General features: G+C 61.8%; 21 protein-coding genes. 13 read left to right on the top strand and 8 right to left on the bottom strand.

Annotation, left to right across the window (positions count from 1 at the left end):
* From HHL26_RS08505 to HHL26_RS08490, 4 genes are read right to left on the bottom strand one after another with little or no spacing between them, the layout of a single operon-like run.
* A complete protein-coding gene (locus HHL26_RS08505) occupies positions 1-1,203 on the bottom strand; it encodes an acyl-CoA dehydrogenase family protein (RefSeq protein WP_066561882.1) in 1,203 nt (400 codons plus the stop codon).
* Between the two features lie 23 nt (positions 1,204-1,226).
* On the bottom strand, positions 1,227-1,769 hold the full coding sequence (locus HHL26_RS08500; protein ID WP_066559024.1) for a flavin reductase: 543 nt from the start codon (positions 1,767-1,769) through the stop codon (positions 1,227-1,229).
* A 5-nt stretch (positions 1,770-1,774) separates the two neighbouring features.
* The gene (locus tag HHL26_RS08495; RefSeq protein ID WP_066559027.1) at positions 1,775-2,662 is read right to left on the bottom strand and encodes an alpha/beta hydrolase; all 888 of its coding nucleotides are present in this window, start codon (positions 2,660-2,662) and stop codon (positions 1,775-1,777) included.
* Between the two features lie 29 nt (positions 2,663-2,691).
* On the bottom strand, positions 2,692-3,591 hold the full coding sequence (locus tag HHL26_RS08490; protein ID WP_066559034.1) for a VOC family protein: 900 nt from the start codon (positions 3,589-3,591) through the stop codon (positions 2,692-2,694).
* 123 nt (positions 3,592-3,714) lie between these two features.
* Between HHL26_RS08490 and HHL26_RS08485 the strand changes: the two genes are divergently transcribed.
* Positions 3,715-4,617, top strand: coding sequence for a LysR family transcriptional regulator (locus HHL26_RS08485; RefSeq protein ID WP_066559036.1), 903 nt, complete (start codon positions 3,715-3,717; stop codon positions 4,615-4,617).
* 7 nt (positions 4,618-4,624) lie between these two features.
* Here the strand turns inward: HHL26_RS08485 and tcuA are convergent, their stop codons facing one another.
* Entirely contained in the window at positions 4,625-6,076 is a 1,452-nt protein-coding gene (gene tcuA, locus HHL26_RS08480; protein WP_169576066.1) for an FAD-dependent tricarballylate dehydrogenase TcuA, read from the bottom strand.
* Positions 6,077-6,217: 141 nt separating this feature from the next.
* On the opposite strand from tcuA, the gene HHL26_RS08475 reads away from it, so the two are divergent.
* The 8 genes from HHL26_RS08475 to HHL26_RS08440 all read left to right on the top strand — a co-directional run bounded on the left by HHL26_RS08475 (position 6,218) and on the right by HHL26_RS08440 (position 15,981).
* Entirely contained in the window at positions 6,218-8,527 is a 2,310-nt protein-coding gene (locus HHL26_RS08475) for a TonB-dependent receptor (RefSeq protein WP_169576065.1), read from the top strand.
* A gap of 62 nt (positions 8,528-8,589) precedes the next feature.
* A complete protein-coding gene (locus HHL26_RS08470) occupies positions 8,590-9,183 on the top strand; it encodes an isochorismatase family cysteine hydrolase (protein WP_066559045.1) in 594 nt (197 codons plus the stop codon).
* Positions 9,184-9,187: 4 nt separating this feature from the next.
* Positions 9,188-10,036, top strand: coding sequence for an oxaloacetate decarboxylase (locus HHL26_RS08465; RefSeq protein WP_066559048.1), 849 nt, complete (start codon positions 9,188-9,190; stop codon positions 10,034-10,036).
* Between the two features lie 4 nt (positions 10,037-10,040).
* Positions 10,041-11,456: an FAD-dependent oxidoreductase gene (locus HHL26_RS08460; protein WP_066559051.1), complete on the top strand. Its 1,416-nt coding sequence runs from the start codon at positions 10,041-10,043 to the stop codon at positions 11,454-11,456.
* Entirely contained in the window at positions 11,453-12,205 is a 753-nt protein-coding gene (locus HHL26_RS08455; RefSeq protein WP_066559054.1) for an SDR family NAD(P)-dependent oxidoreductase, read from the top strand. Before HHL26_RS08460 ends, HHL26_RS08455 begins: the two co-directional genes overlap by 4 nt.
* A 600-nt stretch (positions 12,206-12,805) precedes the next feature.
* Positions 12,806-14,266 carry a family 16 glycosylhydrolase gene (locus HHL26_RS08450; RefSeq protein ID WP_066559057.1) on the top strand — a complete coding sequence of 487 codons (1,461 nt, stop codon included), beginning with the start codon at positions 12,806-12,808 and terminating at the stop codon, positions 14,264-14,266.
* Positions 14,267-14,584: 318 nt separating this feature from the next.
* Positions 14,585-15,712, top strand: a complete 1,128-nt coding sequence (locus HHL26_RS08445) for a glycosyl hydrolase (protein ID WP_066559064.1) — start codon at positions 14,585-14,587, stop codon at positions 15,710-15,712.
* Between the two features lie 11 nt (positions 15,713-15,723).
* Positions 15,724-15,981 (top strand): MoaD/ThiS family protein, encoded by a 258-nt coding sequence (locus HHL26_RS08440; protein ID WP_066559067.1) that lies wholly within the window; start codon positions 15,724-15,726, stop codon positions 15,979-15,981.
* A 77-nt stretch (positions 15,982-16,058) separates the two neighbouring features.
* On the opposite strand, the gene trxC is transcribed toward HHL26_RS08440, so the two are convergent.
* A complete protein-coding gene (gene trxC, locus HHL26_RS08435; RefSeq protein ID WP_066561884.1) occupies positions 16,059-16,499 on the bottom strand; it encodes a thioredoxin TrxC in 441 nt (146 codons plus the stop codon).
* 324 nt (positions 16,500-16,823) lie between these two features.
* Here trxC and HHL26_RS08430 point away from each other — a divergent pair, with 324 nt between their 5' ends.
* Both HHL26_RS08430 and HHL26_RS08425 read left to right on the top strand, forming a co-directional pair.
* A complete protein-coding gene (locus tag HHL26_RS08430) occupies positions 16,824-17,609 on the top strand; it encodes a transglutaminase family protein (RefSeq protein ID WP_066559068.1) in 786 nt (261 codons plus the stop codon).
* A complete protein-coding gene (locus HHL26_RS08425; RefSeq protein ID WP_145907345.1) occupies positions 17,609-17,875 on the top strand; it encodes a hypothetical protein in 267 nt (88 codons plus the stop codon). The genes HHL26_RS08430 and HHL26_RS08425 overlap by 1 nt, the downstream gene beginning before the upstream one ends.
* A gap of 658 nt (positions 17,876-18,533) precedes the next feature.
* Here the strand turns inward: HHL26_RS08425 and HHL26_RS08420 are convergent.
* A complete protein-coding gene (locus tag HHL26_RS08420; protein WP_066559071.1) occupies positions 18,534-18,872 on the bottom strand; it encodes a hypothetical protein in 339 nt (112 codons plus the stop codon).
* Between the two features lie 113 nt (positions 18,873-18,985).
* Between HHL26_RS08420 and HHL26_RS08415 the strand changes: the two genes are divergently transcribed.
* Both HHL26_RS08415 and HHL26_RS08410 read left to right on the top strand, forming a co-directional pair.
* Entirely contained in the window at positions 18,986-19,345 is a 360-nt protein-coding gene (locus HHL26_RS08415; RefSeq protein ID WP_066559074.1) for a hypothetical protein, read from the top strand.
* 40 nt (positions 19,346-19,385) lie between these two features.
* On the top strand, positions 19,386-19,706 hold the full coding sequence (locus HHL26_RS08410) for a hypothetical protein (RefSeq protein WP_066559076.1): 321 nt from the start codon (positions 19,386-19,388) through the stop codon (positions 19,704-19,706).
* Positions 19,707-19,916: 210 nt separating this feature from the next.
* On the opposite strand, the gene HHL26_RS24050 is transcribed toward HHL26_RS08410, so the two are convergent.
* Positions 19,917-20,030, bottom strand: a complete 114-nt coding sequence (locus HHL26_RS24050; protein WP_254911526.1) for a hypothetical protein — start codon at positions 20,028-20,030, stop codon at positions 19,917-19,919.
* Positions 20,031-20,187 lie beyond the last annotated feature (157 nt).

Raw genomic sequence — 20,187 nt, 5'->3', positions numbered from 1 at the left:
TCAGTCGGCCTTCGGTTTTTCGTAGAGCAGCGGCGGCAGTTCGCCACTGAGCAGATAGCCGCCCAAGGCACCGGCATTGTTATCGGCATCCTGGGTGACATGATTGGCGGCCACGAGCGTGTCCCGCAGATAGCGCTGGATCGGGTTGGATTTGTACACGCCCCGCGCGCCGGTGCATTTGTAGAGCGTCAGCACCGCTTCCTCGCACTCCCGCCCGATGCGCGCCATGTCGAGCATATAATGGATGCGATCCTCGGTGGAGACCAGTTCGCGCCGTTCGACGATCTGCGTGCAATGCGCCATCATCTGTTCCATGCGGGCCTGCGAAGCGCGGACCTTTGCCACGGCATTGGCCAGGCGATCCTTGACATAGGGGCTGAGCCGCGTCGCAGCGCCCGATCCATTGTCGACCCGCACCTGCATCTGGTCGATGAAGACGTCGATCGCCCCCTGCGCGAAACCGATGATCACCGAGGACACCGACGAATAGAAGACCATCGCAAAGGGGAAGAGATAATTGGTCGGCCGGTCGTCCATCTTGTAATCGATCATCGAATGGGCGCGGTGATCGGGGATGAAGGCGTCCTTGATCAGCAGGCTCTTGGATCCGGTGCCGGACAGGCCGAACGTATACCAGTCGTCAATGATCTCATAATCCTCGCGCTTGACCAGCAGGGCGTGGCGGTCGATCGGCACGCCCTTTTCATTGCGTTCCAGCGCGCCGATAAAGGCCCAGGTGCCATGGTCGCTGCCGCTGGAGGTGGGCCAGCGGCCCTTGAGGCGCCAGCCGCCCTCCACCTTGGTCAATTCGCCCACCGGCGGATAGGAGGATGCGATGATGGTCTGGTCATCCTCGCCCCACACATCCTGCGCGGCGCGATCGTCCATGACGCCGAATTCCCAATTGTGCACGCCCAGGATCATCATCGCCCATGCGCTGGCGCAGCAGCCGCGGCCAAGCTCCCCCAGCACCCGCATGAAGACGATCGGGTTCATTTCCCATCCGCCATATTTTTTCGGCTGGAGGATGCGGAAGAAACCGGCTTCGCGGAACATGTCGATCACGTCGTCCGGCACGCGGCGCGCCTCCTCGATCGCGTCGGCGCGGGCGCGCAGGCCGGGAACCATGGCGGCGGCGCGGGCGACCAGTTCCTTGGCTGTAGGAATTTCACTGGCCTTCTGGCCCAATACGGCAACGGACATGGCGGGCTCTCCTTGTATCTTGTTCACTGGATCGGGCGTTCGGGCAGGAATGCCCCGTCGAAATAGATGAGCGGGTCGCCCCCCGGTTCGCGCAGCAGCACGCCCAGCACGTCGCAGATGAAGATATCGTGCGTGCTGGCTTCGATGCTTTCGCCCACAAGGCAGTCGAAGCTGGCGAGCGCGCTGCCGAGCAGGGGCGCGCCGCTGGTGGCGGTGAGCCAGTTGCCTTGCGCGAACTTCTCCTCCGGCGGAACGCCCCCGGCAAAACGCTTGGCCAGCGGCAGGGCATCATCACCCAGCACATTGACGCCCAATATGCGCGACTGGCTGATGATATTATGCGCCCAGGTCGAGCGGTTGATGCAGACCAGCAGCCGCGCCGGTTCGGCCGTGACGGACGCCACCGCCGTCGCCGTCAGCCCGGCCCACCCCTCACGCCCCTGGCCCGGCGCGACCGAGGTGATGATCGTGCATGCCCCGGCCAGGCGCCGCATGCCCTGCCGGAACAGGTCGGGCTTGGGCGCCATGGGCGACGACGGGATGGGATGGGCGAGCGCGGCGGCCATGGCTGTCAGACCTCTCCGGTGGTCAGATATTTGACCACCACGGCATCGAATTCCTCAGGGCTTTCATATTGCGGCCAGTGACCGCAATCCTTTTGCATGACGTAGAGCTTGCCTTTCTTGAGGCGCGGCAGGGCGGCCTCGGCGGCGGGGACGTCATGGATCGGGTTATGCGTGGTCCAGAGCAGCAGGGCTTCCTGCTCGATCTTTTCCAGCTCCATCGCGTCGGGCATCGCTTTGCCGCCGCCGGCCTTGGCCTGGTTCAGCCGGGCGAAGACCAGAGGCGCGGACTTCTGGAAATCGGGCCGCGAATAGATGGCGAGGCGGGATTCGATCAGCTCATCGGTCAGAAGATCCCAATTGCCTTCATAGATGAGCCACTGCATCCGTTCCTTGATGCTCTCGAAGCTGGGCGGCTTACCGTAATTCTTCTCGGTCAGCGTGGCGAGGTTGACCAGATCCTGGCGGCCCTTGTCAGTCATGATCGGAATGCCGCCGGCGGTATTGAGGATCAGGCGCAGGCAGCGTTCGGGATATTTGACCGCGAACAGGCCGGTTACCAGCCCGCCCAGAGATTCGCCGGAAATATGCGCCTTCTCGATGCCGAGCACGTCCATCAACTCCTTGAGTTGATCGGCATAGATGCTGGCGGGATATTCGATGTCGGTCTTCTTTTCCGACAGGCCGTGGCCGACGAAATCAAAGGCGATGACGTGGAAATGCTCGCCCAGCGGCACCACATTTTTTGAATAGGCCTCGATATGGCCGCCGATGCCGTGCATCAGGAACAGCGCTTCGGGTTTGCCCTTGCCCGCTTCGGCAATGCGCACGCGGCCGAAGCTCGGCGTGTCGACATAGCGGATTTCGGCGCTGAGAAAATCGATCCAGATAGACATAATCACTCCCTGATTGGATTGGCCACTATTCAGTCGGCCATGTTCATGTTGCGGGCGTGGCCCCAGTCCGACATGCGGTCGTAGATTTGCGGCTCCCAGCTCGCATCGTCGATCACCAGACCGCCATGACCCAGTTCCATCCCGAAGCCCGAGGGGGTCCGCATGTAAAAGCTGAACATCTGGTCGTTCGGGTGATGCCCGAGTTCCAGCACGATCGGGATACCGGCCTTCTTGGCGCGATCGCAGGCCAGGCCGACATCGTTCATGTCCCGATATTCCAGCATCAGGTGATTGAGCCGCTTGGACGAAGGGAAAGAGCCTGTCGCGAGCGAGTGGTGACGCCCTGTAGCGCTGTGGAAGAAGGTCGCGTCCGCATAGACGCCCGGCGCGATGAGCTGCCGGATGCGGTCGCTGTAGCGCAGGCCCAATATGTCGCGATACCAGGCAACGCCCTCGTCATAGTCACGCGAGACCGGCAGGATATGGCCGATGCCAAGGTCGCCGGTCGTGAAACCTGCGCCGCGCAATATGGGCGAAAGATGGCCGCCATCCTGAACGAAACCAGTGCGCCCGCCGAAAAATTCATGGGTGACGCCGTTGGGATCGGTGAGGCTGTAGAGCCGGGTGACGCAGCGCGCCGCCGCTCGCCCGGCATCTTCTTCGCGCACATCCGCTCCCTTGGCGCGAAGGGCGGCGACATAGGCGTCCAGTTCCTCCGCCGTGCCGACATCCCAACCCGCATGGGTCAGGTCATCGTCATCCCCCTGGGTGGCGAGCATCCGCCAGGGATGATCGTCCATGCGCAGGCCAAGGCCGCCGTCGGGCGTCGTCACGGTGCCCAAGCCAACGATGTCGGTTGCAAAGCTGCGCCAGGCTCCAAGGTCGCTGACGGCAAAGACGACATAGGCGAGATTTTGCAATTCTGCCATCAATCCACTCCTGCATCTCGCTTGCCGCGAGTTGATAGGACTGGATTAGCGCGCCCTTCCTATTGTCAAAAACGATATATTTGGATAGTCACTATTGCGGTAAACGATTGGCAGGTAAGAGCGATGCAACTGAGGGATTTCGACGTCAACCTGTTGGTCACGATGGAGGCGATCTGGACCAACCGCAACGTATCCAACGCCGCAAGGACGCTGAACCTGGCGCAGTCCACGGTCAGCGCCGCGCTCAACCGGCTGCGGCAGGCGCTGGACGATGAACTGTTCACCTGGTCGGGCAGCGAAATGGTGCCGACGCCGCTGGCCGAACAAATCATGCCGGACGTGTCCCAATTGCTGAATGGTGTGCGGGCAGTCATCACCAAGTCACGCGGCCAGATCGATACTGTCGAGCGGCGGCTGGTGATTGCGACGGCAGACTATGTCGCGGCGCTGGTTGGCGGGCCGTTGCTGACGCGGGCGGCTATAGAGGCTCCACAACTGTCCTTCGACTTTGTCGAGATCCGGCCGCAATTCCTCAACCGCTCGACCCGGCCAGACATCGACCTGTTCGTCTTTCCGGCCAATGCGCTGCGCGTATCGGGCATGGAACGGGAATTGCTCTATCGCGACACTTATGTCTGCATCGGCGCGGAGGATAATGACGCGCTCTACCCCGGAATGTCGGCCGATGAATTTCTGGCGCTGCGCCATGTCGGTTATTCGGCGCTGCCCCGCGTGTCGTTCAACCATGAAACCATGTTGTGGGACGAGCTGGGCAAGGCCGCGAACCTTCGCCTCACCATGGGCAATTATCTGATCTTCGCCCGGATCGTCGCAGGCAGCGACGCGGTCGCCATCCTGCCCAGGCGACTGGCCACGACGCTGAAGGGGGAATGGAAGCTCAAATGGATCGAACCTCCCCTTCCCACCCCGGAAATCGACATCTCGGCCACCTGGCGGCCCGATCAATCGAAGGACATTGCGCTGACCTGGCTACGTCAGGCGCTGGTCGACATCATGGCTATGTAGTCCGGCATCAGCCCATGGCGGCGTGGGCACCGGCGATCCGGCCGAACACCGCGCCGCTGGTCAGGCCCGCGCCGCCGGGATAGCGATCATAATAAAGGCCGCCGACCAGTTCGCCCGCCGCGTAGAGCCCGGCGATCGCCTCGCCTTCCTCGCTCTGGACGCGGGCCTGCTCGTCGATCGCCAATCCGCCGAAGGTCAGCGTGATGCCGCATGTGACCTCATAAGCGACAAAGGGCGGCTCGCGCAGCGCCCGCGCCCAATTGCTCTTGTTGATCGCAAGACCCCGGGTGCCGCGTCCATCCTTCACCGCAGGGTTGAAGGGCACGTCCTCATCCACCGCTGCATTGAATTCCGCGATTGTCCGCAGCATGGCGTCGCGGTCTATGCCTTCCAGCTTGGCCGCCAATCCTTCCAGCGTATCCGACTCGAATCGCGCGGCGCGTGGCACGCGATATTCGTCGGGCAGGATAGGGATCGACTGGGCGTCGAACAATTGCCAGCCCGTGCCGCCGGGCTGGCGCAGAATCGCCGCGCCCATTTTCGAATAGGTATAGTTGCGGAAGTCAGATCCCTCGTCGAAGAAACGTTCGCCATTGCGGTTCACGACTATACCGAGCGTGAAATAATTCTTCTGCTGGTTGATCATGGCGATATTGCCGAAGTCCTCGGCTCCCGCATCGAAGAAAACGCTGTGGCAGCCCGACCAGTTGCCATGCGACCGTGCACCGATGGCGAAGGCGGCCTGTATGACATTGCCGGTGTTGTAGCGCGACCCCCGGACCTTCGCGAGATCCCAGCCCTGCCCCAGAGTGCGCACCCGCCATTCCGCATTGGCGTGATAGCCGCCCGCCGCCAGCACGACCGCATCGGCATGCAGCGCCTCGCCGTTGACGATGACGCCCTCCACCCCATGGCGATTGCCGATCAGATGTTCGACCTTGTGGTCGTAGCGGATCGTGACGCCCAGCGCCTCTGCACGGCGGAACAGCGCGTCCACCAGGCCAACTCCGCCGCCAGCCGTCTCCACGGTCAGGCCGCCCCAGAAGATGTTCCGCCCGTCGACCTTGAAGGATTGGCGGCCATAAGCGGGCAGGAAACGCACACCCTGATCGCGCATCCATGACAGGGTAGGCAAGCTTTGCTGCACCAAAATGTCGATCAGCAGCGGATCGGCGCGATAGCCGCTGAGTTCGCACAGATCGAGGTAGAATTTCTCCGCGTCATAACGACCGAAGTCGCTGCTGTCCCGCTCCTGCTCGGTCAGGTCGGGAACGAGATGGGCGATATCCTCCACCCCTTCATAGACTGTGCGGAAGGCTCCCCCCGTAAAGGCGGAGTTGCCGCCCCGCGCCGCTTCGGGCGCCCGCTCCAGTACCGTGACCCGCGCGCCCGCCTCCGCCGCGGCTATCGCTGCACACAGCGCCGCATTACCCGCACCCACCACAAGGACATTCCGCATTCCATCTCTCCTATCGTCATAGACGATAATCGCTATCGATAATTATCGCTTCACTCGATGATGGCGATGTTCTAGCCCTGTGGTCAAGAGGAAAGCCAAGGCGCAGCCAAAACAAGCCGCCGGCCAATGGGAGAGAAGAAGATGACGTTCGCGCGCCTTGCAACAGCGGTGTCCAGCACCGCGCTTGCCATGTCCTTTTTGTCCGCCGGACCCTCTCTGGCGCAAGAGGCATCACAGCCGGAAAATGGCGCCGACATCATCGTCACCGCGACCAAGCGGGCGGAATCGATCAACGATGTTCCCATGTCGATCAGCGCCGCTTCCGGGGACGAGCTGGTCAAGGCGGGCATCCAGAGCGCCAATGATCTGGGCAAGATCGTGCCGGGCTTCACCTTCACCCAGTCGGCCTACAGCACGCCGGTCTATTCGCTGCGCGGCGTGGGCTTCTACAATTACGACATCGGTTCTACGCCGACCGTGACGGTCTATCAGGACGAGGCGCCCCTGCCCTTTTCCGCGATGACGCGCAGCGCCAGTTTCGACCTGGAACGGGTGGAAGTATTGAAGGGGCCGCAGGGCTTGCTGTTCGGGTCCAATTCGACCGGCGGCGCGGTAAACTATATCGCTGCGCGCCCGACCGACCATCTGACCGCAGGGGCCGACGCCAGCTATGGCCGCTTCGATAGCTGGGATCTGGGCGGCTTCGTGTCCGGTCCCGTCAGCGACAACGTCGCTGTGCGCATCGCTGCGCGGCATGAAGGATCGGGTGAATGGCAGCACAGCGCGACCCGGCCCGGCGACCGCAATGGCAAGCGGGATTTCACCCAGCTTCGCGGCCTGATCGATTATAATGGGGAGCGTTTGAAGGCAAAGATCGGCTTCAACGCCTTCTGGGACAAGTCCGACGTGCAGGCGGCGCAGCTTATCCAGGTCAATCCGCTGATGCCGCCCTTCGTCGATCCGCGCCTGGCGAACCAACCGATCGTCACATCCGACGCCCGTGTGGGCGACTGGACGGCGGGCCTCAATCCCCGCCGCGACGACCGCCAGTGGCAGGTGACGGGCCGGTTCGACTATGACCTCAGCGACAGCGTGACGCTGACCTCGCTCACCTCCTATTCCGACTATAAGCCGCATGACGTGGTCGACCCTGACGGGACCGCACTGGTGCTGGTCGACACGATCGACAGCGGGCGGATCAAGGCCTTCTTCCAGGAAGTCCGGCTTTCGGGCGAGTTCGGCTCCGGCAGCCGCTGGATCGTCGGCGCCAACCATGAAAACAACAAGGTGGATGAAGTCCAGCGACTGACTTCGACCGAAGCGTCCGGCTTCGCACCCTTCGCCGTCTTCTTCGGCCTGCCGGTGCCCGACCAGATCCCGATTTCTTCGGAGCAGCGGTTCAAGACCTATGGCGTCTTCGGCAATGTCGACCTGGCGGTGAGCGATACCATCACGCTGCATGGCGGGCTTCGTTACACCGACACGTCGGACAAGTTCACCGGCTGCACCGGCAACAGCGCCAATGGCAGCCTGGCGGTCGGCCTGGGTATCATCACCCAGGGCGATCCGTCGGCGCTCGGCCCCAACCCGCAATGCACGCAGCTCAATGCCGCTCTGCAACCGACGATCACGCGCACCAAGCTGGCGCAGGACAATCTGTCCTGGCGCGGTGGCATCGACTTCAAGCCCAATAAGGACACGCTGCTCTATGCCAGCGTCAGTCGCGGTTACAAGGTCGGCGCCTTCCCGCTGATCCCGGCATCGTCGGACTCGCAATATACGCCGGTGACGCAGGAAAAGCTGACCGCCTATGAAGCCGGTTTCAAGCTGACGCTGCTGGACCGGAAACTGCAACTGAACGGTGCGGTATTCCACTATGACTATCGCGACAAGCAGACTCTGGGCAGCGTCATCCTGACGCCCAATATATTCGGCCCGTTGAACCTGCTGGTCAATATTCCCAAGTCGAAGGTGACGGGTGCCGAACTACAGGCGGTGCTGCGTCCGGTGCGGGGGCTGACGCTGAATGCAGGCGTGACTTATGTCCGCAGCCGCATCGGGGACTTCGTGAACTTCGATCCCTATGGCGTGGTCGAGAATTTCAAGGGCGAATCCTTCCCCAACACGCCGCGCTGGCAATGGTCGGTGGCCGCCGATTACGAATTCCCGGTATCGCAGACGCTCAACGCCTTTATTGGCGGCAATATCAACGGCCGCAGCAAGACCAACGGCGCACTCGGGCAAAATCCGACGCTGGCGATCGACGGCTATACTCTTATCGACCTGCGCGCCGGAATTGCCAGCGCCAACGACCGCTGGCGCTTCAGCATCTGGGGCCGCAATGTCGGTGATAAATATTATTGGACCAATGCCTACAAGATCGCGGACGTATCCGCCCGCTTCGCCGGTATGCCGGCGACCTACGGCGCGACGCTTTCTGTCCGTTACTGATCCTTTCCGCCGGTCGGTGACCTGTCCCCGCCCGGCCTGTCCCGAAACCCGGAGAATGATGAATGACGTCCGCGCTTCTACTGCTCGATCTGCAAAATGAAATGGTCGACCCCAAGGGCAAGGTCGGAGCGCATGGGCTGGCCAAGATCGTCGAGGAACGGGGCGTGCTGGCCAATGCCCGCCGCTGCCTCGACGCGGCCCGCAGCGCCGGCATGGCGGTGGTCCATGTCCGGCTCGGCTTTCGTCCCGACTATGCCGATTGCCTGAGCGTCGCCGCCCGGATCGGCGGGTTGAAATCCAATCGCGCCGCGATCGTCGGGGAGTTCGGCACCGAATTCCATCCCGATGTCGCGCCAGCCGATGGCGAGCTGGTGATCACCAAACAGTGCGTCAATCCCTTCTTCAACACAGGCCTGATGACCTGGCTGATGCAGAAGGGCATCAAGCGGCTCTACATGGGCGGGGTCGCCACCCATCTGGTCGTGGAAAGCACCGCTCGTTTCGCGGACGATGCCGGTTTCGCGCCCGTCGTGATCGAGGATATCTGCGCCGCCCCAAATCTGGCGCTGCACGATCATTTCATCACGATGATCGCCCCCGCCGTCGGCACGGTCAGCAACAGCGGCCAGTTCGTCCAGGCGGCGCGGGAGGGCTGATCCCATGGCGCTGCGGGAAATCGCGTCGCGCCGGGAAGCCGTGCTGGCACCCGGCGCCGCCAACGCCCTCTTTGCGCGGATCATCGAGGATCTGGGCTTCGAATGCGTTTATGTGACCGGCGCCGGGATCGCCAATATGGCATTGGGCGCGCCCGACATCGGCCTGACGACGCTGGACGACATCGCCGGAACCGTGTCGCGCATAGCCGACGCCGTCAGCCTGCCGCTGATCGTCGACGCCGACACCGGCTTCGGCAATGCCGTCAACACGTTCCGCACGATGAAGGTGCTGGAGCGGGCGGGCGCATCCGCCATTCAGTTGGAGGACCAGCTTTTCCCCAAGCGCTGCGGCCATTTCAACGGCAAGGGCGTGATCCCGCTTGGCGAGATGCTGCCGAAGATCCGCGCCGCCGCAGATGCGCGGACACGTGACACGCTGATCATCGCCCGCACCGATGCGCTGGCGGTAGAGGGCATCGACACCGCACTGGAGCGCGCGGAAGCCTTTGTCGAGGCAGGCGCGGACATCACCTTCATCGAGGCGCCACGCGATGCGGATCAGATGCGTCGCATCGCCGCCTTGTCCGTGCCGCAGATCGCCAACATAGTCCATGGCGGCAAGACCCCGCCCTTGCCCCAATCCGAGCTGGCCGACATGGGCTTCGGCCTTGTCCTCTATGCCAATGCGGCCTTGCAGGCAGCGGTGCGGGCCAGCGCGACCGTGCTTGGTTCGCTCAAGGCCACCGGCTCGCTCGATGCCGTTCATGACCTGCTCGCCTCTTTCGAGGAACGGCAAGCAGCGGTGGCGAAACATCATTGGGACGCGCTCGAACAGCGGTTCAAACCGGAGTAAAATCATGCACCTGATCGTTGTGGGCAGCGGCATTGCGGGCCTGAGCGCCGCGCTGACCGCAGCCGAAGCCGGAGCGCGGGTTACGCTCATCGAACGCGCTGCGGAGGGCGAGCATGGCGGCAACACCCGCTATACCGAAGCCTATCTGCGCATGAAGTCGATGGATGAGGTGGCCGACGACTTTATCGACCATTTCATGGCCAATGCCGGGGGCTATACCGACCCCAGCATCGAACAGGAAATGGTGCGCGACCATGCCGACTGGTCACCCATTGCGCGCAGTCAGTCGATGGTCGACCCGGACCTGCTTTCCGCCTTTGCCGACCATGCGGGGACGACCCTGCGCTGGCTGGAGCGGGCCGGGCTGCGCTTCGATTTCCTGCCCACCGCGTTCATCACCACCACGACCACGCGCTTGCTGCCGGTCGGCGGCGGGCTGGCGATGGTCGAGACGCTGACGGAGGCATGCAAGGCGAAGGGCGTCGACTTCCGCTTCGAAACAACCGCCCGGTCGCTGCTGGTACAGGACGGGCGCGTCACCGGGCTGGCAACCAGCCGCGGCGCAATCGAGAGCGACGCCGTGATCCTTGCCTGCGGAGGGTTCGAGGGCAATCCGGAAATGCTGGCCCGCTACGTCGGCGCGCAGGCGATCAACCTGCGCCCCGTGGCGCGGGGCGGCCATTATAACAAAGGCGAAGGCATCCGCATGGCGCTCGACATCGGCGCCGCGCCCAATGGCGATTTCGGCAGCTATCATGCCGAACCGATCGATCCCCGCTCGGGCCTCGCGGAACCGGCGATCTTCACCTTTCCCTATGGCATACTGGTCAACAAGGACGGCCTGCGTTTCACCGACGAGGCACCCGGCACGGTCGATGCCCATTATGAAAATGTCACCCGGCGCATCTTCCAGCAGCGCGACGGCATCGCCTGGCTGATCGTCGATGCGCAGATCGACGATGTCCCCAACTGGCAGAAGGGCAGCCGCACCGATCAGCCGCCGGTCAGGGCCGACAGCATAGAGGCGTTGGCGGACGCGATCGGCGTGCCCCGCGATGTGTTGGCCGACACCATCGGCCGCTATAATGCAGCCTGCGGGGCAGGCGAATTCAAGCCGCTGGAGCGTGACGGTCTTGCCACCCAAGGCCTCACGCCGCCCAAATCCAACTGGGCGCGGCCGATCGACCGGGCGCCCTATCTCGCCTGGCCGGTGATCTCGGCCAATGTCTTCACCTTCGGTGGCTTGAAGGTCGATCGCCACGCCCGGGTGCTGGATCAGGACGGCCGCGCCATCGATGGCCTTTATGCTGCCGGGGAGACGATGGGCCTCTATTATCGCACCTATACCGGGTCGACCTCCGTGCTGCGCGGCGCGGTGTTCGGGCGGCAGGCTGCACTTCACGCGAGCGCAGGCGCATGAAGACGCGGTTTGCGCTGGACGATATGGCCGTGCTGGTCACTGGAGCGGGCGGCATGATCGGCGGCGCGATCGCGCAGCGTATGGCCGAAGGCGGCGCCCGGCTGGCACTTGCCGACCGGGAAGCGCCATCATCGGCGGGTGACAGCCGCAGCTATGCGCTCGACCTCTCCGACGCGGCGCAGGTGCGCGAACTGGTCGATGCGGTGGTCCACGATTTCGGCCGGATCGACTGCCTCGTCACTGCGGCGGGCATCACGTCGCTGGGTTCATTTGAGGACATCAGCCTGGAGGAATGGGACCGGGTGCATGGCATCAACCTGCGCGGCGTGTTCCTCGCCAATCAGGCGGTGATCGCGCCGATGAAGGCGGCTGGCTTCGGCCGGATCGTCAATATCGGGTCAGTGCTTGCCAAAAATGGCGGCAACCCGCGCCCCTGGATCGACCCGCAAGAACAGACGCGCGCAGGCAACGCCGCCTATGGCGCGGCCAAGGCGGGCGTGCATGCGCTCACCCTCTACCTCGCCAGGGAGCTGGCATCGCACGGCATCACCGTCAACGCCGTCGCGCCCGGCCCGATCGCCAGCCCGATGACGAACAGCTTCCCTACCACGCTGGTACAGCAAATCCCGGCAGGCCGCATGGGCCGGTCCGATGAGGTGGCGGGCATGGTCGCCTGGCTCTGCACGCGAGAGAGCGCCTTCGTCACCGGCGAGATCGTCGACGTGAACGGCGGCCTCTGGATGGATTGATCACAAGCACGGGACAAGATGATGGCCATAGCTCACGACGCATCGGTGGTACCATCGTGAATATCATTCGGGACGTATGCTGTCGTTAGAACGGCGCGCTCTAACTGAATGGCGCGCAAGGCCTGGGAGAAGTTGTAGCCCAAGCGCGAAAAGACGCAGAAGCATGATCGCGGCGAAGGCAGTTCTCCCAGCGCTGGAAGGCTCCCGCGAGGCTCGAATTGTCAACATCGGCGCCGTTGCCACCGAAGTCGTTGGGCCTGAGACGGGCCACTATGAATTTCTCCCGCAAATGCCCATCGGATCGTACGGGCGACCACTGAGGTCGAGAGCCGGGCGTGGTGAGGCGCGTGCGGGCAAATCCGTGCAGGTCGCTTGCCCAAGCCCAAACAACCCACCTCCAGCATATCGGCGACAAATCGTGCCGTGAAGCCGGTGAGATGAACGTAAAAGTCGTTTCGCCGAATCTAAAAAAAGGTTGATATACAGAATGATAGCTGAGAATCCGCTGGCCCGAAACGGGGCAGCGGCACTATCTGCATAGGATAAGGAGGAATCGGCAAAGCGGTCAGTCTCATCCAAGAGAACAACAGGGGTCGCATCATGAAAAAAACATTTTTCTCACGCTCGCTTTCGGGCGCTCTATTCGCATGCCTTTTTATGGTTTGTTTCAGCGCCTTGGCTTTAACCTCGAACGCGATCTTCTTTGCACGTTCAGATCGTGAAGCGCCAGCGTTGGGGGCGGCAACGGACAGGCATGCTTCAGATGCCAAAATCGACACATTGGAATTCATGCGCTCCGCAATAGAAAACGCATCCGCGCAGCACGTGGCTGCCGCTGATACGACTGCCATTGCATCATTCTCATCATTAGATGCAGGCGATTTTTCCAGCTTCGACTTTGCGAACGGCACCCGATATCCGGAGCGGGCCACTGCGTCGGTTGGGCCCGCGACTTATCAGCCTGGGGCTAATGTGGCTCATGTCCCGATCTCGCTTGACCGGCCGACGCCCAACACCGTTATCGCTAGGGTGATGACCGAAGACGGCACCGGACTGGTGAGAGGCGTTGCGGGGATCAACTATCAGCCCATATACAAAGCCGTCATCTTCCGCCCAGGCGATCCGCTGACAAAAACCGTCGACGTGCCGATCATCCTCGGGATCCCGCAAGCCGATTTCATCGTCCGTTTCGTCGAAGCGCCCTGGGGAGGTAAGATGGGAACCGATCGCGCCTATGTGCAGTGCGACTTTCAGAAAGAGGCCACACCGGCGCAGACTGTCGGGCGCGAGCCTCGGACCTTTTCGCCGAGCGGCACGCTTCAGTGGAGGATGAGCCGGGATACAATGAAATGGTCGGATGCAGGCCATGACAAGGCCTGGTCGACCAAGCTGCCAAACGGCCGCTCGCAGCCGGGGAACCAGGAAACCGGGATTTATCTTGATGGCTGGGTTTACCGTGACGCCGGGATCGAGGCGCCCCTGCGCTACACGGACGATGGACTAGTCATGCATAGCCAGAAGCTCAAACAGCCGCTGGAGTGGGATGGCGTTCCCTATAATTATGGTTCGGTCGTCCTGAGCGGTCACAATACCAAGCCGGTCCAGATCGGATATGGCCAATATGAATTCACGGCCAAGATGCCGGACCGGCGCGGCTCATGGCCAGCTTTCTGGCTCATCTCCACAGCTGGCTGGCCCCCCGAGATCGACATCTATGAGGGGTTCGGCTTCGAGAGCTGGTGGGATTTCGATCGCTATACCGCCAACACGCTGCATGGCGGTGCCAATATCACCCGCACCTTCCAGCAAGGAATATTCATGAATACCGAGGAGGTCTATGGCATCGGCGGTTTTACGAAAAGCTTCCACAGCTTTGCCGTGGATATACAGCCGGACTATATAAGCTGGTTCATAGATGGCAAGGAGACCTACCAGGCCGTCAATCCTTTCGCCGGCTTCCGCTGGTACCCGATCATGGATGTCGCAGTGAAGACGACCGGCGATTATGCGGATGGCTCAGGTGACATGATCGTCAAAGACATCAAGATTTATTCCAATTAAGGCAAGGAATGAATTTGGGTGCGGCCCTGGATGACAGGGAGGCGGCGCCGGATGTCCAATCACCCAATAGGCCTCACCCTAAGCCGTTATTCTGCAAGCGGCCATTTTCGCAGTATAATGCAAGGTGACCGGACGGGCCGCTCCTGCGGAAGCGAATTGGCCACTTAATGTCTGGGATGGGCCGTTTTTCCGGTTAACGGGCGCCCCCTGATCGCTGTCGATCGTTCAACTTGACCAAGGCTGCTTTCCGTCCGAGACTGTCGCAGCCGAGCGCGCCGCCAATTGGTCAGGCGGCCCATTTCGGCGGGAGACCGAGACATGCACGAGCTTGCCCTGCTGGTGGCGACGCGAAAGGGTGCCTGGATCTATCGCAGCGATGTCGGACGGCGGGAATGGCAGGCCGATGGTCCGCACTTCCTGGGCCATATCATCCATCATCTGGTACTCGATCCGCGCGATGGTCGCACATTGCTGGCCGCCGCCAAGACCGGGCACCTGGGTCCGACGATCTTCCGCTCGACCGACCTGGGCAGGAACTGGAGCGAGGCGAGCCGTCCGCCAGCCTTTCCCAAGGCGCGAGAAGGAGAGGTTGGCCGCGCCGTCGATCACAGTTTCTGGTTGACCCCCGGTCACACCACCGAACCGGGCGTCTGGTATGCCGGAACCTCACCACAAGCGCTCTTTCGTAGCGAGGATGGTGGTGTGACCTGGGAAGGCGTCGCGGGCTTCAACGACAACCCCGCCTATCGCGACCGTTTGGGTGGCACACAGGACGGAACCCCCGATGGTCCGAAGCTGCATTCGTTGCTGGTCGACCCGCGCGACGCGGCCCATCTCTACCTTGGCATGTCGGGTGGGGGCGTGCACGAATCACATGATGCCGGCCAGACCTGGATGCCGTTGATCGAAGGGCTGGAGGTGGTCGCCGGGTTCGATGCCAGCCAATGGGCCTTTCACGACCCACATTGCCTGGCGCTATGCCCTTCGAACCCCGACCGGCTCTATCAGCAGAACCATTGCGGTATTTACCGGATCGATCGGCCGTCGAACCAATGGCGGCGGATCGGACGCGCCATGCCGGCGGAGGTCGGCGACATTGGCTTTCCCATCATAACCCACCCACGCGACGACCGGATTGCCTGGGTATTCCCGATGGACGGCACCGACGTTTGGCCACGCACCAGCCCGGGGGGCAAGCCTGCAGCCTATATCACTCGCGATGGCGGCGAGTCCTGGTCGCGACAGGATGCCGGCCTGCCTCAGAACGGCGCCTGGTGGACGGTCTATCGCCAGGCGATGGCCAACGATGCCTGTGATCCGGTCGGCATCTATGTCGGCACGTCCAGCGGCAGCCTGTGGATGAGCGCGGATGAAGGCGAGCAATGGTCGATGATCGCGCAGCATCTACCGCCAGTCTATGCCGTGGAAACGGCCGTCCTGGCCTGAGGAGAAGTGGCATGAATGTGTCGATTCCCAGCGCGCTGCAATCCTATACTGGCACGTCGCAGGTTGAGGCGTCGGGCGCGAACCTTATCGATTTGTTCGCTACGCTTGATGCGCGCTATCCCGGCATCCGCTTTCGCATGATTGACGAGCAGGACCGCTTTCGCCGCAATATGCGCTGCTTCGTCAACGGTGAACAGGTTTTCGAACTAGGCAGGCCGCTGTCCGCCTGGGACGAAGTCATCATCCTCCAGGCTCTCAGCGGGGGATGACGATCGTTGGCGCGGGCGTGCTGCGGGTTCGCAGCCTGCGCGATATTTGCTTTAGCGTGTCTCGCGCCGATGTCCCCCTACAATTGCGCCCTTGCCCATGCGACGATGGCCTGTTGCGGCATTGCGCCCGATTGCCGGGCCACTTCGCGCCCGTTCGAGAACAGGATCATCGTGGGGATCGAACGTATGCCGTAGCGCGCGGCGATGCCCTGCTCGGCTTCCGTATCGAGCTTGCCCAAGCGCATGAAGGGTTCAAGGTCGCGCGCTGCCCCGGCAAAAGCAGGCGCCATCTGGCGGCAGGGGCCACACCAGGACGCCCAAAAATCCACCAGGAGGGGCACGCCGCTGCGACCGGCATGCGCATCGAAATTGGCGGCGGTTAGCGAAACCGGCTCACCCGCGAAAAGTGGCTGCTTGCACCGCCCGCATGTGCCCCCTGCATGCCGTTTATCCGGTGGGACACGGTTGGCGGCGCTGCAATGTGGGCAGACGATGATCAGAGCTTTGTCTTGGGTCATGAAACTGCCTTGCTTCCTCACGCTCGCGAAAGCGAGAGCCATAAACCGTCCGGTCGCGATGGCCATCGAATAGCCGCCTGTCCGCACCCCGGGAAGTCTATATGTCCCGGTTAACGACTGTAAAGGGTCGGCTTTTTCCGGCCAGGAGGTCGGTCCCTCCGATGACAATCTTCGCGTCGATTTCGTGTTATATCCGTAGAGGCAAGGAACCCTGGACCCCCTCCATTCGTCCGGCTGTTTGCCGGTGGCTGACCTCCAGCCATTATTGCTGACATAAGCTCCTTGCACCCAGAGGAAGCCTTATCTCGATCAATGGAACTGCCAATGACGCTCTCAATTGCTATTCATCTCGACTATGAACTGGCGCGGCCGATGGACATCCTGCTTCATGTCCATGCGGCCCAAATCCCCGAGCAGCGGGTGGAGGATCAGTCTTTCACTCTTCCCCCTTATGAGCATGTCGCAAGCGTCGCGGCGCAGGACGGGATTGGAGAACGCATCTGGATGCGCGCGCAGGACCAACTTATCGTCGATTATACCGCAACCGTCGCGATCAATCGCATCCTGACGCCTTTGGGTCAGCTCGATCGCGTGCCCTTTCATCTATTGCCTGGCGAGACAGTGCAATATCTCATGCCCTCACGCTATTGCCCGTCCGATCGTTTCCATGACTTTGTGGATGCGACTTTTGCAGAGCCCGAGGGCGGCGCGATGGCGGTGGCGATGCGCGAGTGGGTCCATGATCATTTGCGCTATGCTCCAGGCGCCAGCAATGGCGACACGACCGCGGCAGACACCTTCATCATGCGAAAGGGCGTCTGCCGCGACTATGCGCACCTGCTCATCACCTTCGCCCGGGCCGCAGGCATTCCCGCGCGCATCGCCAGCGTCTATGCGCTGGGTGTCGAACCACCGGATTTCCACGCGGTCGCTGAACTGTTTCTTGGCGGAGAATGGCATCTGGTCGATGCGACCGGCATGGCCCGGGAAGCCGACATGGCGAAGATAGGCGTCGGGCGGGACGCGGCGGACGTCGCCTTCCTGACAGCCTTTGGCGAAGCCAGACTGAATACCCAACAGGTCAGTGTCGCACGGTTAGAAGAGGCTTGATGATGATGTTCGTCGACGGACGGCTTTCATGTAGAGATGGTGGGCTCGCTTGGGGCAGCGAGCAGACCAACAAAAATGGTAGCCATATTGTTATGCCCGGTGGCGGTGAGGCAACGGAAGGGGCTTGGACCGATGCGGAACGCGCCGAACTCGCCAACTTAGCCGACCGGCATGAGCTCGATCTCGATACGCTGCTTGTATTGGTAGACCCAGCCGGATCAGGCTCTGATGGATCGGCGCCTTCCGGATTGCATTGCTGTTTTTGAGTTGGCGTCCCTCGCCTTCCCTAAGATCGAAAACCCAAATGCCTTCCGTTTGACGCACATCGACCAGACGCAACTGGCGGATTTCCTCCTGGCGCATTCCAGAGAACACCGCGATCAGGGGGAGCCAGAATTTTTCGTCCCGAATGACATGCATTCCCGGCTTCGATCGCCGATGTTCAGATTGGCACCCCGCCCAGATTGGCGCTTTCGAGAACAACGAACAATTCCTCCGACCGCAGATACAGGCAGCGCGACAGGAACCGCGCTTCTCCTGATTGGTGCCTGTGGAGGCTGCATGTCAATTCGCTGCGTGCCAGCCGTACCCGCAACGCCGTCGGCACTGCCCTCCGGAAGTGATAGACGCCCCCGCGCCTGACCGTATTCGGGATGCCTCCCATCCGTACCAAGCCCCAACTTTGTAGCAGGGTTCTGTAGCAAACGCCCCACCACAGTTCCGGCGTCGTTCGAAAAGCCCCGGTTTGGCAGTATGTTGGGAAAAACTTGGCTGGGGCGGCAGAATTCGAACCTGCGAATGGCGGCATCCAAAGCCGTCGTTCGTCATCGGCCAGCCATGGCGTTTAGATTGGCCGGGTCGACGGCCATGTGACCATCAGGCTTGTACACGAATGCGGCCCTATTGCGCCGATGATCCGCGCAATCAGCGTTGCTTCTTTGCGATGGTCGCCGTGAAGTCCGGATCCTTGTTCGCGACCCAGTCAACGAATTTGCGAACATTCGGATTTTCCAGCAGACCCGCGACCTCCATCCCGTGGCGCTGCAGTTCGGAATTGGTGAAATTGGCAATCAGCGTTTGCTGGCAGATGGAATGCATCGGCACGACATCGCGACCGCCACGGCTCTTGGGTATGGGGTGATGCCAGACGATGGTCTTGCCGGTCGGGCGGCCGCATAGCCAGCAGGCCACCGGCTCCTCTGGAGCTTCGTCTTCCTGCGGAAGACGATCATAGGGATCGTATTTCGAACGCTTGCGGGCCATATATCGATTTAACTGCCTTGATTTCGGTTCGGCTATAGCGATGCGAACGCCGGCATCATATTGGTAAGTTCATAAATCGGCCTCTTGCTAAAAAATCGCGACGGGAAACAGCGATGACAGAAGCATTGAAGCCGTGGGATGGCGAACGGGTCCGCAAATGGCTGGAGCGCCGGTTCGAAGCATCGAGGCTGGATCAGGCTGCGGCGGACCGGCGCGGCTATGAGGCGCGGGACGATTATGACAGGGCCGCTGCCGAAGAGTGGGTTTGCCGCGTGCTGAAGGCTGTCGATTGCACGAATGAACAAGCCGGGTTCGCCAGACGCCTTCAGGAACTGATCGGCCAGGACGAATATCCGGCGACGAGCATCTATGACGATGTCCGGTTCGAGCGGCATGTTCGCAGCTACCTCAGGAGGCTCGTCAAGATGACGAAGGCAAATGAGGGGTTCGAGAAGGCGCTGCACCATCAGTGAAAAGGATGAAGTGCCGCCATCGGCATGCTAGGGCCGTTGCATGTCCAATACCCGTAGCCTTGGCGGCACCGTCGAAATCGACGGATCCAAATTTGATTGGCAACTCCTGAGCGAGCCCCGGCTATCCTCTGACGATGGGTGGAAGGGCATGACTGTCTCATTGCGCGCGCAGGGTATGCCGCGCGAGGCCGTGCTCGAATTTCCAACACCCAAGCGCCTGATGAAAGGATTGCCCAAAGGGCGTTCCCACATCAACGACGCGATTGCCGCAAGGGGGGTACGGGCGGCGTTGTGCGCTGGATGGGATCCAGCGTCACGCGGCAAGACGATGATTTTCACGGTCGATGCCAACGGCGACTAGCGGAGCGAAAGCCGCTGGTCTGCACTTGGAGATAAAAATCGGCAGCAGAATGGCGACAAAGGGTCGATAGGATCAAGAATCATCGGCGCATAGTTTGCGGGGGATAGCCCACTCCGGCCGCGATCCGCTTGATCTCGTCGTCATTGTCGGGAAGTGGGTCGCTGGCCGGAACGACGGGAACTCCGGCTTCGATCGCGATGCGCGGAGACCTTATCGCCGAGGGAGCACATCGTGTCGGGCTACGGGCCGATGAACTTGATCCCCGCCTGCGCGCGCTTCCGCGAAGTCCGGGTTCTCAGATAGGAAACCGTAGCCGGAATGTATCGCGTCGACGCGAGCGTTCTTGGCGATCGCGGGACTGTCAGGAATTTCGTGTGCGACGAGGCATAATGGGGAACAAGGAGACCCGGTATGTCACGACGCAAAGAACCCTCGATACCGAACGACATTCTCGATCAGCTGCTTGCCGGCACTGACGCGG

The sequence above is a fragment of the Sphingobium sp. TB-6 genome, from assembly GCF_012927365.1.
Taxonomy (GTDB): domain Bacteria; phylum Pseudomonadota; class Alphaproteobacteria; order Sphingomonadales; family Sphingomonadaceae; genus Sphingobium.
The sequence above is the reverse complement of the archived record's forward strand: the minus strand, read 5'-3'. Positions and strand labels throughout refer to the sequence as shown.